Origin of the sequence: Amycolatopsis kentuckyensis, assembly GCF_002155975.1 — a bacterium.
In the GTDB taxonomy this organism is placed as follows: Bacteria; Actinomycetota; Actinomycetes; order Mycobacteriales; family Pseudonocardiaceae; genus Amycolatopsis; species Amycolatopsis kentuckyensis.
In genome coordinates this window covers 1-15,776 of the sequence record NZ_MUMI01000043.1, presented here as the reverse complement: position 1 = coordinate 15,776, position 15,776 = coordinate 1, and the positions used below count along the sequence as shown (strand labels likewise).

The 15,776-nt window shown below is 72.0% G+C and carries 16 protein-coding genes and 1 pseudogene; 12 read left to right on the top strand and 5 right to left on the bottom strand.

Going from position 1 to position 15,776, the window contains the following annotated elements; translation table 11 throughout:
• Positions 1-652, top strand: a pseudogene (locus CCN39_RS04725) (serine/threonine-protein kinase); the annotation flags it as partial.
• Here the strand turns inward: CCN39_RS04725 and CCN39_RS04720 are convergent.
• The gene (locus CCN39_RS04720) at positions 649-1,278 is read right to left on the bottom strand and encodes a MerR family transcriptional regulator (RefSeq protein ID WP_086838709.1); all 630 of its coding nucleotides are present in this window, start codon (positions 1,276-1,278) and stop codon (positions 649-651) included. The pseudogene CCN39_RS04725 and the gene CCN39_RS04720 sit on opposite strands and share 4 nt — an antisense overlap.
• Before the next feature lie 112 nt (positions 1,279-1,390).
• Between CCN39_RS04720 and CCN39_RS04715 the strand changes: the two genes are divergently transcribed.
• From CCN39_RS04715 to CCN39_RS04705, 3 genes are read left to right on the top strand one after another with little or no spacing between them, the layout of a single operon-like run.
• The gene (locus CCN39_RS04715; protein WP_086838707.1) at positions 1,391-2,332 is read left to right on the top strand and encodes a hypothetical protein; all 942 of its coding nucleotides are present in this window, start codon (positions 1,391-1,393) and stop codon (positions 2,330-2,332) included.
• A complete protein-coding gene (locus CCN39_RS04710; RefSeq protein ID WP_086838705.1) occupies positions 2,329-2,748 on the top strand; it encodes an ABA4-like family protein in 420 nt (139 codons plus the stop codon). Before CCN39_RS04715 ends, CCN39_RS04710 begins: the two co-directional genes overlap by 4 nt.
• On the top strand, positions 2,745-3,524 hold the full coding sequence (locus CCN39_RS04705) for a purine-nucleoside phosphorylase (RefSeq protein ID WP_086838703.1): 780 nt from the start codon (positions 2,745-2,747) through the stop codon (positions 3,522-3,524). The genes CCN39_RS04710 and CCN39_RS04705 overlap by 4 nt, the downstream gene beginning before the upstream one ends.
• A gap of 139 nt (positions 3,525-3,663) precedes the next feature.
• Here the strand turns inward: CCN39_RS04705 and CCN39_RS04700 are convergent, their stop codons facing one another.
• Positions 3,664-4,827 carry a glycosyltransferase gene (locus CCN39_RS04700; protein WP_086838701.1) on the bottom strand — a complete coding sequence of 388 codons (1,164 nt, stop codon included), beginning with the start codon at positions 4,825-4,827 and terminating at the stop codon, positions 3,664-3,666.
• 30 nt (positions 4,828-4,857) lie between these two features.
• Between CCN39_RS04700 and CCN39_RS04695 the strand changes: the two genes are divergently transcribed.
• The 8 genes from CCN39_RS04695 to hisS all read left to right on the top strand — a co-directional run bounded on the left by CCN39_RS04695 (position 4,858) and on the right by hisS (position 12,243).
• Positions 4,858-6,468 carry a phospho-sugar mutase gene (locus CCN39_RS04695; protein WP_086838698.1) on the top strand — a complete coding sequence of 537 codons (1,611 nt, stop codon included), beginning with the start codon at positions 4,858-4,860 and terminating at the stop codon, positions 6,466-6,468.
• Entirely contained in the window at positions 6,468-6,920 is a 453-nt protein-coding gene (locus CCN39_RS04690; RefSeq protein ID WP_086838697.1) for a flavodoxin family protein, read from the top strand. Before CCN39_RS04695 ends, CCN39_RS04690 begins: the two co-directional genes overlap by 1 nt.
• 295 nt (positions 6,921-7,215) lie before the next feature.
• Positions 7,216-7,635 carry an exosome complex component gene (locus tag CCN39_RS04685; protein ID WP_167454978.1) on the top strand — a complete coding sequence of 140 codons (420 nt, stop codon included), beginning with the start codon at positions 7,216-7,218 and terminating at the stop codon, positions 7,633-7,635.
• Complete coding sequence (locus CCN39_RS04680) at positions 7,632-8,153, top strand: hypothetical protein (protein WP_086838694.1); 522 nt, start codon at positions 7,632-7,634, stop codon at positions 8,151-8,153. Before CCN39_RS04685 ends, CCN39_RS04680 begins: the two co-directional genes overlap by 4 nt.
• The gene (locus tag CCN39_RS04675; RefSeq protein ID WP_086838692.1) at positions 8,150-9,274 is read left to right on the top strand and encodes an MAB_1171c family putative transporter; all 1,125 of its coding nucleotides are present in this window, start codon (positions 8,150-8,152) and stop codon (positions 9,272-9,274) included. The genes CCN39_RS04680 and CCN39_RS04675 overlap by 4 nt, the downstream gene beginning before the upstream one ends.
• 1 nt (position 9,275) lies before the next feature.
• On the top strand, positions 9,276-10,442 hold the full coding sequence (locus tag CCN39_RS04670; protein ID WP_086838690.1) for an amidohydrolase family protein: 1,167 nt from the start codon (positions 9,276-9,278) through the stop codon (positions 10,440-10,442).
• Positions 10,443-10,529: 87 nt separating this feature from the next.
• A complete protein-coding gene (locus tag CCN39_RS04665; protein ID WP_086838688.1) occupies positions 10,530-10,919 on the top strand; it encodes a hypothetical protein in 390 nt (129 codons plus the stop codon).
• 34 nt (positions 10,920-10,953) lie between these two features.
• On the top strand, positions 10,954-12,243 hold the full coding sequence (hisS, locus tag CCN39_RS04660; RefSeq protein WP_086838686.1) for a histidine--tRNA ligase: 1,290 nt from the start codon (positions 10,954-10,956) through the stop codon (positions 12,241-12,243).
• 205 nt (positions 12,244-12,448) lie between these two features.
• Here the strand turns inward: hisS and CCN39_RS04655 are convergent, their stop codons facing one another.
• From CCN39_RS04655 to CCN39_RS04645, 3 genes are all read right to left on the bottom strand, one after another.
• The gene (locus CCN39_RS04655; protein ID WP_086838684.1) at positions 12,449-13,642 is read right to left on the bottom strand and encodes a sensor histidine kinase; all 1,194 of its coding nucleotides are present in this window, start codon (positions 13,640-13,642) and stop codon (positions 12,449-12,451) included.
• Positions 13,639-14,286 carry a response regulator transcription factor gene (locus CCN39_RS04650; RefSeq protein WP_086838711.1) on the bottom strand — a complete coding sequence of 216 codons (648 nt, stop codon included), beginning with the start codon at positions 14,284-14,286 and terminating at the stop codon, positions 13,639-13,641. Before CCN39_RS04650 ends, CCN39_RS04655 begins: the two co-directional genes overlap by 4 nt.
• Positions 14,287-14,349: 63 nt before the next feature.
• The gene (locus tag CCN39_RS04645) at positions 14,350-15,630 is read right to left on the bottom strand and encodes a cation:proton antiporter (RefSeq protein ID WP_086838682.1); all 1,281 of its coding nucleotides are present in this window, start codon (positions 15,628-15,630) and stop codon (positions 14,350-14,352) included.
• Positions 15,631-15,776 lie beyond the last annotated feature (146 nt).

Here is a 15,776-nt window from a genome sequence, read left to right as displayed (position 1 = left end):
CGTGCTCGTCGCGGTGGCGATCCTGCTCTTCCTGCTCGCCGCGGGCAGCGGGTTCGCGCTGGCCAGGGCGGTCGGCGGCCAGTCGCTGCTGCCGCCGGACGCGGCCCCGCGGAACACGTCGAACGGCGTGACCGACGTTCCGGCGCCGTCGCTGGTGCAGCAGTCCGGCGACGCGAGTTACGTGACCGGCAACGGCGGGCAGTTCGGCCTCCAGGTGCCCGAGGGCTGGGAGAAGTTCGTCGCCCCGCACACCACCACGTTGTTCGGCGCGAGCACGGCGGTCCAGTACGTCTCCCCCGACGGCCGCCGGTCGCTGCGCGTGGAGCGGCTGGTGAAGTACTTCGACCGGTACCCCGACGACGACGAGTACATCAGCTGGCTGAAGGGCTCCTATCCCCCCAACGCGTTCCAGCTCTACGACCCGACGCCGCTGCCGGGCGGCAAGGGCTCGACGCTGACGTACCGCTTGGCCGAGGGCGGCAACCTCCCCGAAGGCGACGGGGGCGGCGGCACCCGGGTGACGTTCATGAACCTGGTCCAGGCGGGCACGAGCCTGTGGATCCTTTCGGTCACCGTGCCGGCCGAGCAGGAGAACTCCGGCCGCCAGGACGTCTTCGACCGGGTCGCCCCGACGCTGAGCGTCTCGGACTAGCCGCCGCCGAGGACCTTCCGGGACACCTGCTCCTGGGCCAGGTGGCGCAGCCCGGCGAAGATCCGGTCGCCGAGCACGGTGGCGACCAGCCCGGTCTCGATGATCTTGTCCAGCGACGTCAGGCCGGCCACCACCTCGACGTCGAGTTCCGCGACGTGCATCGCCAGGTCGGCGTACTCCTCGAGCCGTTCCGTCAGCGTCTCCTGCCCCAGCTCCCTGGCCGTCGCCAGCGCCGCGACGAGGTTGGCCACCGTGCGGTGCGCGGGCGGGTGCGCCTTCCAGCCGTGGCGGGCCATCAGGTCCGCCAGCCGCCCGGACGCCCACTCGGCGGCCGCGTCGGACACCTTCGGCGCGGGCCCGGCCAGCTCCTGCTGGACGACGCCCATCGTCCGGTGCGGGGTCTCGTGGTCGTCGATCGCGCTCAGCACGACGCCGACCGAGGCCAGCGACAGGCCACCGACCTCGGTGAGCGCCTTGATCAGCCGCAGTCGCTGGACGTGCGCCGGGGAGTAGCGCGCCTGGTTCGGGCTGGTGCGCTCGCCGGGCGGGAGCAGGCCTTCGCGCAGGTAGTACTTGACGGTCGCCACCGGCACCCCGGACTCGGCGCTCAGCTCGGCCATCCGCATGCGTTTCCGCTCCGATCCCGGGGCTGTCTCGGGGACAACCCTGAAGACATCTCAGCATGGATAGTTTAACTTCCCATAACGGAGAGCTTGACTATCCGTTCTGGGAGGAACCATGACCATCCTTGCCGATCTCCGGAGCAGAACGAACTCCTGGCACCGGCCGTCCGCGCTCGCGGCCGCCGCGCTGGGGGTGGTGGCGCTGCTGTGCGTGGCCGCCATGGTCCTCGACCAGCGGACCCTGGGTGGCGCGCCGATCTGGGCGAAGCCGTTCAAGTTCGCGGTCTCCGGCACGCTCTACTTCGCCACCTGGAGCTGGCTCGTCTCGCTGCTGCCGAAGTTCCGGCGCACGGCGGCCGGGCTGACGAACCTCCTGGTCGCGATCTTCGCGGCCGAGTACGTCCTGCTCGTGTTCCAGGCCGCGCGTGGCCGGGCGAGCCACTTCAACGTCTCGACCCCGCAGGACGCCGCGATCTTCGGCACCATGGCCGCGATGATCGCCGTCCTGTGGGTCGCCACCCTGGCGCTCACGGTGCTGGTGCTGTTCACGAAGGTGCCCGACCGGGCGTCGTACTGGGCGGTGCGGGCCGGCGCGGCGCTGTCGCTGGCCGGGATCTCCCTCGGCCAGCTGATGACGAACCCGACCGCGCGGCAGCTCGCGCAGTGGAAGAGCGGCGGACGGCCGGACATGGTCGGCGGGCACACCGTCGGACTCGACGACGGCGGCCCCGGCCTGCCGATCCTCGGCTGGAGCACGGTCGGCGGCGACCTGCGGATCCCGCACTTCGTCGGGATGCACGCCCTGCAGGCCCTACCGCTGCTCGCCATCGCGCTGCTGGCGCTGGCCTCGCGGTTCCCGCGGCTGCGCGACGACGTCGTCCGCGCACGGCTCGTCCTGATCGGAGCGGCCGGGTACGCGGGCCTGGTCGCGCTGGTCACCTGGCAGGCGCTGCGGGCGCAGTCCGTCGTGCACCCGGACGCGACGACGCTCGGCGCGTTCGCGCTGCTGGTCGCGGCGGTCGGGCTGGGTTCGTGGGCTACGGTGCGCGTCCGATGACCCTCTTCGACCTCGCCTTCCCCCTCTCCGCGCCGTTCTGGGCGCTGATGATCCTGGCCCCGCGGTGGCGGTGGACCGAGCGGATCATGCGGTCGCCGTGGGTGCCGCTGCTGCCGCTGGTGTGCTACTTCGCGCTCGTGCTGCCGCACTTCGGCGAGTGGGGGCAGGCGATGCTGCGGCCCGACCTCGGCGTCCTGCAGGCACTGCTCGCGACGCCGTGGGGCGCCGGGCTCGTCTGGGCCCACCTCATCGCGTTCGACCTGTTCATCGCCCGCTGGATGTACTTCGAAGGGCGCTCGGCCGGCCTCTCGCCGTGGCTCGTCAGCCCGATCCTGCTGCTGACGATCTTCCTCTCGCCGTTCGGGCTGGTGGTGTTCCTCGTGGTGCGCAGCGCCAAGTTACGCTCCCTCGCATGAGTGAACACGAAGCCGCGAGCGCCATCGCCAAGCGCACCGGCGTGGACGCGCACGACATCGCGGTGGTCCTGGGGTCGGGCTGGCGCCCGGCGGCGGACGTCATCGGGGAGTGCGAGACGGAGATCCCGTTCGCCGAACTGCCCGGCTTCACCACGCCCGGCGCGGTGGGCCACGGCGGCACCATCCGGTCGCTGAAGGTCGGCGACAAGAACGTCCTGGTGATGCTGGGCCGGACCCACTTCTACGAGGGCAAGGGCATCGACCCGGTGGTGCACAACGTGCGCACCGCGGCGGCGGCCGGCGTCCGGACGGTGCTGCTGACGAACGCGGCGGGCGGCCTGCGCGAGGGCTTCCAGGTGGGCCAGCCGGTGCTGATCGCGGACCACCTGAACCTGACCGCGCGCTCACCGATCGTCGGCGCGAACTTCGTCGACCTGACGGACCTGTACTCGAAGCGGCTGCGGGACATCGCCCGCGAGATCGACCCGTCGCTCGAAGAAGGCGTCTACGCGGGCCTGACCGGGCCGCACTTCGAGACGCCCGCCGAAATCCACATGCTGCGCACGCTGGGCGCGGACCTGGTCGGCATGTCGACGGTCCTGGAGGCGATCGCCGCCCGCGCGGCCGGCGTCGAGGTCTTCGGCCTGTCCCTGGTGACGAACCTCGCCGCGGGCATGACCGGCGAGCCCCTGAACCACGAAGAAGTCCTGGAGGCCGGCCGCGCGGCGGCCACCAAGATGGGCTCCCTGCTGCGCGAACTGCTCACCCGCGCCTGACCTCGTGTCGTCCCCTCAATCACGCGTGTCGACCTCCTGATCACGCGTGTCGACGTTTCCCGCACACCACTTCGGTGCGCGAAAGGTCGACACGCGTGATTGAAGGGTCGACACGCGTGATTAGAGGGTCGACACGGTGTCAGGCGAGGGTGGGGAGTTCGGCGGCGACGTCGGCCGGGGACGGCATGGCCTCGACTTCGGTGGCCAGGGTCTGGGCCGCGTCGCGGACCGCGGTGTCCGTGAGCAGGTGACGGGCCTTTGCGGCGACGGCTTCGGCGGTGACTTCGGGGCCGAGGAGGCGGTCGCCGACGCCCGCCGCGAGGACCGCGTCCGCGTTGGTGAACTGGTCCGCGCCCTGCGGGAGCAGCAGCTGCGGGAGGGCCGCGCCGAACGCGCCGAGGGTGGTGCCGCTGCCGCCGTGGTGGACCACCAGGTCGACGTGCGGGAGCAGGGCCGCCTGCGGGACCCACGCCTCGAGCCGGACGTTCTCCGGCACCTCGCCCAGCGCGTCCTCGGGCAGCGACGGGCCGGTGGCGACCAGGACGTCGACGTCCAAACCGGACAGACCGGCGATCGCCTCGGTGAGCACGCCCGCGTGGCCCATCGCCGTGCCCAGCGTCAGGTAGACCAGCGGACGCCGCTTGTCCAGCACGCCCGCCGGCAGCTCGCCCGGCTCGCTCCAGCCGACCGGGCGCAGCGGCACCCGGCGGGTGCGCGCCAGGAAGTCCCGGTCCTGCACCGACTCCGGGCAGATGTCGATGAACGGGCCACCGAACGCCAGGTCATCGCCCATCTCGATGCCCAGCTCATCGGCGTGCGAGCGGATCGCGTCGCGGATCTTCGTGGTCATCGGGTCGCCGGTCGACACCCGGCCGAAACCGTGCGCCACCACCGGGAGCCCGGCCTTCAGCGCGGCGAACGCCCCGCCCGAATTGCCCGCCTCGCTCACCACCAGGTCGGGCCGGACGTGCTCGAACAGCGGCAGCAGGTCGGCGAGGAACCGCTTCGGCATCAGCTCGCCGAACACCTTCGCGACGACCGGGAAGAGCACCTCCCGCGGGATGTCCCCCGGCGGGCCGGGCGGGCCCGCTTCGCCGAACGTCTCGGCGAACGCCTGCCCGAAAGCGTCCTTGATGGCGAGCCCGGCGGCCGCCGTCTCGAGCCCGGCTTTCGTCAGCTGTGGCAGGAAGTCTTCCGAGGTGGCGAAGACGACGTCGTGGCCCGCCTCGCGCGCGGCGACCGCCAGCGGGACGAGCGGGAAGGTGTGGCCGAAGGACCCCAGTGAGGTGAAGAGTAAGCGCACCTACCCGACCCTAGCCCGTAGGCTGGCTCGGTGACATCGATTTCCACCCTGCGTGACGCCGCTTCCCGCTGGATCGCCGCCGATCCGGACCCCGCCACCCGCGCCGAACTCGAGGCCGTCCTGGCCCGGGCGGACAGCGACCCCGCGGCCGCCGAAGACCTCGCCGACCGGCTGGCCGGCCCGCTGGAATTCGGCACCGCCGGCCTGCGCGGCCCGGTGCGCGCGGGGCCGAACGGGATGAACGTCGCCGTCGTCACCCGCACGACGGCCGGGGTCGCGCAGTGGCTGACGGCGCACGGGCACGCCGGTGCGCTGGTCGTCGTCGGCCGCGACGCGCGGCACGGCTCGGAAGCCTTCGCGACGGCCGCCGCCGAGGTGCTGGCCGCGGCCGGGTTCGACGTCAAGGTGTTCACCCGCCCGCTGCCGACCCCGGTGCTCGCGTTCGCCGTCGGCCGGCTCGGCGCGGTGGCCGGGATCCAGATCACCGCGTCGCACAACCCCCCGGCGGACAACGGGTACAAGCTCTACGACGCCACCGGCGGCCAGATCGTCCCGCCGTCCGACGGCGAGATCGAGCGCGCCATCGAGGCCGCGCCGCCCGCCGCCGACGTGCCGCGGGCGCCCGGCGCCGAGGTCGTCGACCTGCTGGACCACTACCTCGACGAGGTCGCGACGCTGCCGCTGGGCCACGAACGCGCGGTGCGGGTGGCCGCGACGGCGTTGCACGGCGTCGGCGCCGGCACGCTGCGCGCGGCGTTCGAGCGGGCCGGGTTCACCGACCTGCACCTGGTCGGCGCCCAGGCCGCGCCGGACCCGGACTTCCCGACCGTCTCGTTCCCGAACCCCGAAGAACCGGGCGCGACGGACCTGCTGCTGGCGCTGGCGTCCGATGTGGATGCCGACCTGGCGATCGCGCTCGACCCGGACGCCGACCGGTGCGCGCTCGGCGTCCGCGAGCGAGACGGGCGGTGGCGCATGCTGCGCGGCGACGAGACCGGCGTGCTGCTCGGCTCGTACGTGCTGTCCACAGTGGACCGGACCAGGCTGCCGGACCCGCTGGTGGCGACCACGATCGTGTCGTCGTCGATGCTCGGCGAAATCGCGAAGGCCGAAGGGGCCCGGTACGCCGAGACGCTGACCGGCTTCAAGTGGCTGGTGCGCGCCGGCGAAGGGCTGGTGTTCGCCTACGAAGAGGCGCTCGGCCTGTGCGTGAACCCCGGTTTCGTGCGCGACAAGGACGGCATCGCCGCCGCGACGCTGGCCGCGGGCCTCGCCGCGCAGCTGAAGGCCCAGGGCCGCACGCCGCTGGACGTGCTCGACGAGCTGGCGCGGCGCCACGGCGTCCACCTGACCGACCAGGTTTCGCTGCGGGTCACCGATCTCGCCGTCCGCGGGCAGCTGATGGCGAAGGTGCGCGCGACCCCGCCGGCCCGGCTCGGCGGCGTCGAGGTCACGCTCGAAGACCTGCTGCCGGACGCCGACGTCGTGCGGCTGACCGGTGAGGGCGTGCGTGTGGTCGTACGGCCGTCCGGGACCGAGCCGAAGCTGAAGGCATACCTGCAGGTGGTGGACAGCGTGCGCGACGCGGCGCAGGAGCGGCTGACGGCGCTGCGGGCGGACGTCGAGGAGCTGCTCGCCTGATGCCGAGGCTGCTGATCGTGCACCACACGCCGTCGCCGTCGACGCAGGCGTTGTTCGAAGCGGTCGTGGCCGGGGCGACCCACCCGGACATCGAAGGGGTGGAGGTGGTCCGCCGCGCCGCGCTGGCGGCCACCGCCACCGACGTCCTCGAAGCGGACGGCTACCTGCTGGGCACGCCGGCGAACCTGGGCAGCATGAGCGGCGCGCTGAAACACTTCTTCGACACGATCTACTACCCGTGCCTGGACGAGACGCGCGGTCGCCCGTTCGGGTACTGGATTCACGGCAACAGCGACACTTCGGGCACGGAACGGCAACTGCTGGCGATCACGACCGGGCTGGCGTGGGCGAAAGCGGCGGAATCCGTCATCACGACGGGTGATCCGGACAAAAAGACGCTCGAAGCGTGCACCGAACTGGGCGGCACGCTGGCCGCCACGCTCATGGGCTGAAACGTAAAGGGGCCTGTCACCGGAAGCCCTGGGGGTCGACCTCCGGCAACAGGCCGTGGCCAAGGGTTCGCCCGAGGGCGATCAACCTTGACCTCTGAAGCGTACTACAGACGGCCGATCATGACGAGTCGAAGGCGCGACAACCTCTCGCCTGAGCTGTTCCGTGCACCCCCAGGGCACGGAGAGCCAGGCGAGAGGCGAGCCAACTGTAAACCACTGCATACGACAGCTGTCAACATGTGCGTACAGTGGTTTGCGGTTAGAATTTCCGCGGCTGGATTCCCAGGGGGTGGAGATGGCACGGGAGCGCACCTTTGCGGAGCGCCTGAGCGCCCTGATCGAGGCCGCTCGGGTCGACGGCCGCGCACCGCACAGCTACCGGGAGATCTCGGCCGCCGTCGAGCGCGCGGGCGGGCCGGCGATGTCGCCCGCCTACCTGCAGCAGCTCGCCACGGGCAAGCGGGTCAACCCGAAGATCCACTACGTCGAGGCGCTGGCGAGGCTGTTCGGCGTGCCGGTGACGTACTTCTTCGACGCGGAGGCGGCCGCGCCGCCGGCGGGCGAGGCGCAGCTGATGGCGATGCGGGCCCAGGAGCTGTCCCCGCAGGGCCGGCGGCAGGTGATGGACCTGCTGGAGCTCGTCGAGCGCTACGAGCGGGCCGAACGCGAGGGCCGGAACCCGGAGGACCGGGGCCCGGGAAGCGCGGTGCGATGAAGGAGCGCGAGCTGCGCCGCCGCTGCCGGAAGCTGCTCAAGGACCTCGACATCGGGCCGCCGCTGGACGTCGAGGTGCTGTGCGCGCGGCTGGGCGAGCGGCGCGGGAAGCCGATCCGGCTGCTGGCGTACCCGCTCGAAGTGCCGGGGCCGTTCGGCTGCTGGATCGCGACGTCGTCCGCGGACTACATCTTCTACCAGGCCGAAACGACGAAATCGCACCAGGACCACATCATCCTGCACGAGCTCGGGCACATGCTGGCGGATCACCACCCGCACGGCGACGCCGAGCCGGCGGACTTCCTGCGCGGCCCGGCGACGGAGCTCGACCCGGATGCCGTACACCGCGCCCTGCGCCGCTCGTCCTACGATGACGCGCACGAGTGGGAAGCCGAGACCGTCGCGACCATCATCCTCGAGTGGGCGTCGGTCCTGAACTACACGATCCCGCGGCGCGCTGCGGACCGGGATCTCCGCCGGATCCAGGGGGCGCTCGGCGATCACCAAGGGTGGTTGTGAGCACACTTTTCAGCCCGGTCAACCTGATTGCTCTGGTGCTGTTCTCCGCCGCGCTGGCGTGGCGGATCTACCAGGTGACGCGCGCGCCGACCGTGCCGAACTGGGCCGTCACCGCGTGCGTGGCCGGGTTCGCGGCCGCGTTCCTGCTGCAGCAACCGGTGCTCTCCGACGACGTCGACGCGCTGCTGGGCCGCGGTGCGGCGCGGGTGGCGAACAACGCGCTGCTGGCGTGCGGCATCTGCGCGCTGGTGATCTTCTTCCTCGGCTCGACGCTGGGCCCCCGCCGGTACCGCCGGGTGGTGGCCGAACTGATCCCGCTGGCCGCGGCGATCGCGCTGATGGTCGTCGCGATGGACCTGACGCGGCCGGAGCTGCGCGGCCTGCCGCTGGGGCCGTCGACGATCCACGACAGCGGCGTCGCGGTCTTCTACCTCGGCGCCGGGCTGTACCTGATCTACGGTCTCATCGCCTGCACGGCCTGGATCGTGCGGTATCTGCGGGTGGCGGACCGGGATCTGCGGATCGGGTTGCGGCTGGGCGCGATCGGCATGGCGAGCGCGGCCGTCGGCAGCATCTTCCGCGCGCTGTACATCGTGGTGGCGTGGGTGTTCGGCCCGGTCGTCAAGATCCTGCTGCTGCTCGGCGTGCCGTTCGTGATCGTCGGCGGGATGCTGTTCCTCGCCGGCGTCACCTACCCCGGGTTGCGGGCACGGGTTTCGGCGCTGCGGCGCCGCCGCCAGCACCGGCGCGAACACGAGGCATTGGCTCCGTTGTGGACAGTCCTGGTCGAGGCGTTCCCCAGCATCGTGCTGCGGACCCCGCCGCGCCGCGGCGACCGGCTCTCCCCGCGCGGCATCCACCGCGTGCACTACCGCCGGGTGATCGAGATCCGGGACGGCCTGGTGCAGCTGTCGCCGTACCTGGACGCGGACTTCGGCGAGGTCGTCGCCGCCGATCCCGGAGCCGCGGCGGCCGCGCTGAAAACGGCGCTGCGGCGGCACGCGGACGGCGAAGCCAGCGACGGCCGCGCCAAGCAGGTCCTGCCGGCCGGAGCCGACGACATCGAATCCGACGTCCGGCCCCTGCTCGCGCTGTCGGCCGCGATGACGAACGGGAAGTGACGTGGACACCCTGATCACCGCCGGCCGGGTGCTGCCGCGGCCCGCCACCCCGGTCGAAGACGGCGCCGTGCTGGTGCGCGACGGGGTGATCGTCGCGGCGGGCCCGCGCGCGGACGTCGTCGCGCAGGCCGCGCCGGACGCGGTCCGGCACGACTTCCCCACCGGGACCGCGCTGGCCGGGCTGTTCAACGTCCACGTGCACCTGGCGTTCGACGCGTCCCGCGAAATGCTGGCCCGCTTCTCCGAAACCGAAGAGCTCCTGGACGGCGCGCGCTCGCGGCTCACGGCGATGCTGCGCAGCGGCGTCACGACCGTGCGGGACCTCGGGGACCGAGGGCACCTCGGCGCGGCCGTCCGGCGCTCGTTCGAGGGCTCTCCCGCGCCGCGGCTGCTCGTGTCGGGGCCGCCGATCACCGTCCCGGGCGGCCATGGCCACTTTTTCGGCGGGGAAACGGCTTCGGACAGCGAAATCCGTGCCCTGATCGACGCGAACGCGGCCGCGGGCGCGGACGTGATCAAGGTGATGGCCGGCGGCGGCCAGATCACCGAAGGCGGCGCGGAAATGTGGGAGTCGCAGTTCGACGCACGGCAGCTGCGCATGATCACCGAGCACGCGGCGTCGCTCGGGCTGCCGGTCGCCGCGCACGCCCACGGCGCCGACGCGATCGAGGCCGCCGTCGAAGCCGGGGTCTCGACGGTCGAGCACTGCAGCTTCATGACCGGGCCTCGCTCCTTCGACCGCCGCTCGGAGGTGGCCGCGCGGATGGCCGCCGACGGCATCTCGGCGTGCTCGACGAGCAGCCGCAACTGGCGGGTGATCGTCGAGAAGCTCGGCGACGACGTCGCGCAGGCGATGTACGGCCGGCTGCCGTGGCTCGAAGAACACGGCGTCCGGCTGCTCTCCGGGACCGACGCGGGCCTGCCCGGCTCGGTGTTCGACGACCCGGTCGGCGCGCTGGAGCTGTACGAGTGGCTCGGCTTCCCGCGGCGCCGGATCCTGGAGATCGCGACCGAGGACAGCGCGGCCGGGCTGGGCCTCGGCGACGTCACCGGACGGCTCGAAGCCGGGCTCGCGGCGGATGTCCTGGTCGTCGAGGGCGACCCCCTCGCGTCGCTGGCCGCGCTCCGCAATCCCGTGCTGGTGCTGGCCCAGGGCCGCCTCGCCTAGGTCCCCGATCGGGGAATGCCCAGTTTGGTGACAGCGTTTTAAAACAGTGTTACTGTTGCGCCACCCCACCTCGAAGGAGCTCCCCCGATGCACGGACCGACCCAGCTGTTCACGGTGATCGCGCTGGTCTCCCTGCCGACCGTGATGTACGGCGGCTACGCGCTGATGGGCGTCATGCGCGACCGGAAGCTCACCGAGCACCAGCGCGCGATGTTCCGCGCCGGCCACGCGCACGCCGGCGTCCTGCTGATCCTCGCCCTGGTCGCGCTGCAGATCCTGAGCCGCACGACGCTGTCCGACCCGACGTTGTGGATCACTTGCTTCCTGCTGCTGTTCGGCATCCTTGCCCAATCGGGTGGATTCTTCCTCCACCTGATCCCGAACCGCGGCAAGCTCGGCGGGCGCGTGACGTCCGTCGGCGCGGTGTTCCTGGCCGCGGCGACACTGCTCACCGCGTACGGAGTCGCCTTCCCCTGAAAACCCGGATGCGGCCGGTCGTTAAGCTGGTGACGTGCCTGAATACCTGCCGACCGCGCCCTACAAGGGGACCCGGGACTTCCTGCCCGCCGAAATGTCCGTGCGTACCCAGGTGTTCGGTCATCTCTACGACGTCCTGGAGCGCCGTGGCTTCCTGCGCTACGACGGCCCGATCCTCGAATCGGCCGAGATCTACGAGCGGAAGTCCGGGCAGGAGCTCGCGGACAAGCAGCTGTACACGCTGACCGACAAGGGCGGGCGGCGGCTGGCGCTGCGGCCGGAGATGACGCCGTCGGTGGCGCGGATGATCGCCGGCAGCGCGAAGTCGCTGTCGTTCCCGGTCCGCTGGTACAGCCACCCGAACTGCCACCGCTACGAGGCGCCGCAGCGCGGCCGCGTGCGCGAGCACTGGCAGATCAACGCGGACATCTTCGGCTCGGACAGCGCCAACTGCGAGATCGAGATCTTCGAGCTGGTGCACGACATGATGGCCGCGCTGGGCGCGACGCCGGACATGTTCGTGCTGCGCGTCAACGACCGGAACCTGCTGACGTCGGCGCTCACCGACGTCGCGGGCGTGTCGGCGGACCACCTGGCCCAGGTGTTCGCGCTGGTCGACCGCTGGGAGAAGTACCCGCGCGAGAAGCTGGCCGAGAGCGCCGGGGAGATCGGGCTCTCGGACAAGCAGTTCGAGAAGCTGTCCGAGACGCTCGACGCGGGCGAGGCGCTGCTGGACGAGCTGCCGGCCGAGGTGCGGGAGCAGTCGAACCTGGTCCGCGTGCTGAACAGCAGCGCGGGTTCGCTGGTGAAGTACGAGCCGATGATCGTGCGCGGGCTGGCGTACTACACGTCGACCGTGTTCGAGGTCTTCGACACCTCGCCGGAGAACCGCCGTGCCCTCTTCGGCGGCGGCCGCTACAGCGACCTCGCGTCGATGTTCACGCCGCAGCAGATCCCGGGCATCGGGTTCGGCATGGGCGACGTCACGCTGATCGACTTCCTCGACACGCACGGCCTGACCCCGGCCCCGCGCAGCGAGGTCGACGTCATGGTGATCCCGGTGACCGAGGACCTCGCGGACGCGGCCCGCTCGGTGGCGGCGTCCCTGCGCGGCGCGGGCCTGCGGACGTCGACGCCGATCGAGCACCGCAAGCTGGGCAAGGAGCTGACCCGCGCGGACAAGGCGGGCGCGGCCGCGGTGGTGATCGTCGGCCAGGAGGACTGGGCCGCGGGGAACGTGACGGTCCGCAGCCTGGCCACCCGTGAGCAGAACCCGGTCCCGATCGCCGACGCCCCGGCAGCGGTCCAAGCCCTGCTCCCATAACCACCCCACCTCCCGGGCCGGCGTGCAGGAAGGGTCGACACGCGTGATTGAGCAGTCGACACGCGTGATTGAAGGGTCGACACGGCGAAACCGGGTGTGCCCTGCCGTGTCGTCGCCCCAATCACGCGTGTCGACCCTCTGATCACGCGTGTCGACCTCCTGATCACGCGTGTCGACCTCCTGATCACGCGTGTCGACCTCCTGATCACGAGGGGTCGGCGCGGAGGAGGCGGAGGGTGAACGTGGCTCCGGAGCCGGGGCGGGCCGCTGCCGCGATTGTGCCGCCGTGGCCCGTCACCACTTCGCGGACCAGGGCGAGGCCGAGGCCGAAGCGGCGGCCGTCGCCGTCGGAGCCTCGGGCGAAACGCTCGAAGATGCGGTCCGCGTCGGTGGCCGGGAAGCCGACCCCCGTGTCGCGGACGCGCAACTCCACGTGGCGCTCGTCGGGGACGCCGAGCCAGACCTCGATCGAGCCGCCCGGTGGGGTGTGGCCGAGCGCGTTGTCCAGCAACGCCGACAGCACCCGGCGCAACGCCGTCGGCACACCCTGGACGAGGTACGGCCGCCGCTCGCGGGTCACCGCCAGCCGGACCCGGCCCTCCGAGGCGCGCACCGCCTCCGCCGCCACCGCCTCCTCGGCCAGCACCCCCAGCTCGACCAGCTCCAGCGACGGCCGTTCGCCGCACGCCTGCGCCGACAGCAGCAGGTCCTCGACGACTTCGCCGAGTTCCCGCGTGCCGCGCACCAGCTGGTCGAGCTCGGCCGCGTCGCGGCCGGACGCCCGCCGGGCCAGCAGCTGCGCGCGCGTGTGCAGCCGGGTCAACGGCGCGCGCAGTTCGTGGGACGCGTCCGCGACGAACGTCCGCTGCCGCCGCAGGGCGTCCTCCAGCGGCCGGATCGCCCGGCGGGCCAGCACGCGCCCGCAGCCCAGGGCCGCCAGCAGCGCGAGCACCTCGGCGACGCCGAGCCCGAACACCAGCGACGCCCGGTCCTGGATCTGGTACCGCTCCTCGAAGAACGCCTGCGAGACGACGCCGCCGCGGTTCTCCACCCGGAACGTGTACGTCATCCCGTCGATCGACCGCCGCTCGGTGTGGACGTCGCCCGCCGACGGCACCAGCGCGTTCAGCTCCGGGATCGGCATCCCCGCGGGCGGTGGCCCCGCAGGCGCGTGCGCGCTCGGCGTGAACAGCCAGACGCAGCCGGGCGGGGTCGTGCCGGGGCCGAGCTGGATCGTCCTGGCCAGCAGGCGGTCGGCGTCGGCGTGCTGGCCGGACAGCAGGATCCCGTACGCGATCGCGCCCGCGACGGCCACGAGCAGCGACACCACCACGGCGATCTGCGCGGTGATCACCCACCGCGCCCGCCGCAGGGCCCGTTCCTCGGGATCCGGGCTCATACCACGCCGATCTGGTACCCCAGGCCGTGCACGGTCCGCACGGCGTCCCGGCCGAGCTTGCGCCGCAGGTAGTACACGTACGTGTCCACAATGGACTCACCGGTCGAGTCGGCGAACACGCGCGTGCGCAACGCCGCCCGCGGGTGGATCGCCTTGGGCCGCTGCGCCAGCGTCCGCAGCAGCTCGAACTCCCGCCCGGACAGCGTGATCCGCTCCCCGCGCGGCAGCACGACTTCGTGGCGCTGCAGGTCGAGGGCCGCCGTGCCGAGCGGCAGGCACTCGGCGCCGTCGAGGTCACGACGGCCCAGCGCGCGCAGCCGCGCGAGCAGTTCCTCGGCCTCGAACGGCTTGACGAGGTAGTCGTCCGCGCCGGCGTCGAGGCCCGCCACGCGGTCGGCCACCTCCCCCAGCGCCGAGAGCACCAGGACCCGCGTGGTCACGGCGCGGGCCCGCAGCCGCCGCAGCAGTTCCAGCCCGTCGAGCACCGGGAGCCGCCGGTCGATGACCATCACGTCGTAGTGCCCGGTGAGCCCGAGGTGCAGGCCCCGCTGGCCGTCGTACGCCGCTTCGGTTTCGTAGCCTTCGTCCGCGAGCAGCTCCCGCAGCATGCCCGCCAGTTCCCGGTCGTCCTCGACCAGCAGCACCCTCGGCTTCGCCACCCCGTCGCGCACCGATCCATCTTGGCAGTTATTTCCGAACTTGAAGAATCAACTTTTCCCGGTCACCGGAACGGGTTCGGCCGTCAGGAGTAGCTCGGTGCTCCCCTTGCGGGCATCGCGCCGGTCGAGCCAGGCCAGCACCGGCGCGGTCATGATCGTGGTGACCAGCGCGACGAGCACCAGCACGGTGAACAGCGCCGGCGAGACGATGCCGGCGGCGAGCCCGACGTTGAGCGCGATCAGCTGCATCAGCCCACGGGCGTTGACGAGCACGCCGACCCGCGTGGCGATCGCCGGCGGCTCCCCCGCCAGCCGGGCCGCGCCCCAGGACGCGCCCAGTTTGCCGATGATCGCGACCGCCACCGTCACCAGCGCGAAGGCGAGCAGCTTCGGGTCGGCGAGCAGCGCGAACCGGGTGTTCAGGCCGGAGTAGGTGAAGAACAGCGGAACGAACACGATCGCCCCGATCGGCATGATCTTCGCGAGCACGGCGTCGGAGGCCGCACCGCGCGGGAACGCCACCCCGACGGTGAACGCCCCGAACACCGCGTACAGCCCGATGGTGTCGGTGAACCAGGCGGCCGCGAACAGCGTCATCGCGGTGATGAGCACCCGCTGGTCGACGGTGATCCGCTCGCTGCCCATCACCCGGGCCAGCAGGCGCCGCCCGACGATGAACACCAGCAGCGCGAACAGCAGCCCACCGCCGAGGGCGAGCGCGATCGGCCCCAGCGACCCGGCGTGCATCCCCAGCACGACCGCCAGGAGCAGCCACGCGAGAACGTCGTCGAGCGCGCCGCAGGCCAGCGCCAGCGAGCCGAACCGCGTCGCTCCGATCCCGCGTTCGGTGATGATCCGGACCATCATCGGGAAGGCGGTGATCGCCACCGCCACCCCGACGAACGCGGCCGAGGTCACCAGCGAAACGCCCTCCTTGCCGATGCCGACCCACGAGGTGCCCAGCACCGCGACGCCGACCCCGAGCGCCAGCGGCACCAGCGTCCCGGCCGACGAGATCGCCGCGACCGACTTCCGCGACTTCAGGATGCTGTTCAGGTTGAACTCGTAGCCGGCCCCGAACATGTAGATGACCAGGCCGATCTGGCCGCCGACGTAGAGCAGCGACCGGATCGCGTCCGGGAACAGCGCCGCCTGGACGTCCGGCAGCACCAGCCCGAACAGCGACGGGCCGAGCAGCACGCCGGCGATCATCTCGCCGACCACCGGAGGCTGGCCGAGCTTGACGGCGACCATGCAGACCAGCCGCACGACCACGAGGATCGCCACGACGGCGAGGAAGAAGACCGGTGCCGCTTCGGACGGGCTCATCGGTTGCCTCCGGCGAAGTAGGTCGAGCACAGGGCTTGGTGACGGGCGTCGAGGACCATGTACGTGCCGAACACGAGCTGGGCGAAGCTGCGCCAGACGTCTTCCCAGCGGTCGCGGACCGCCAGCCACACCAGGGGTGCCCGCCG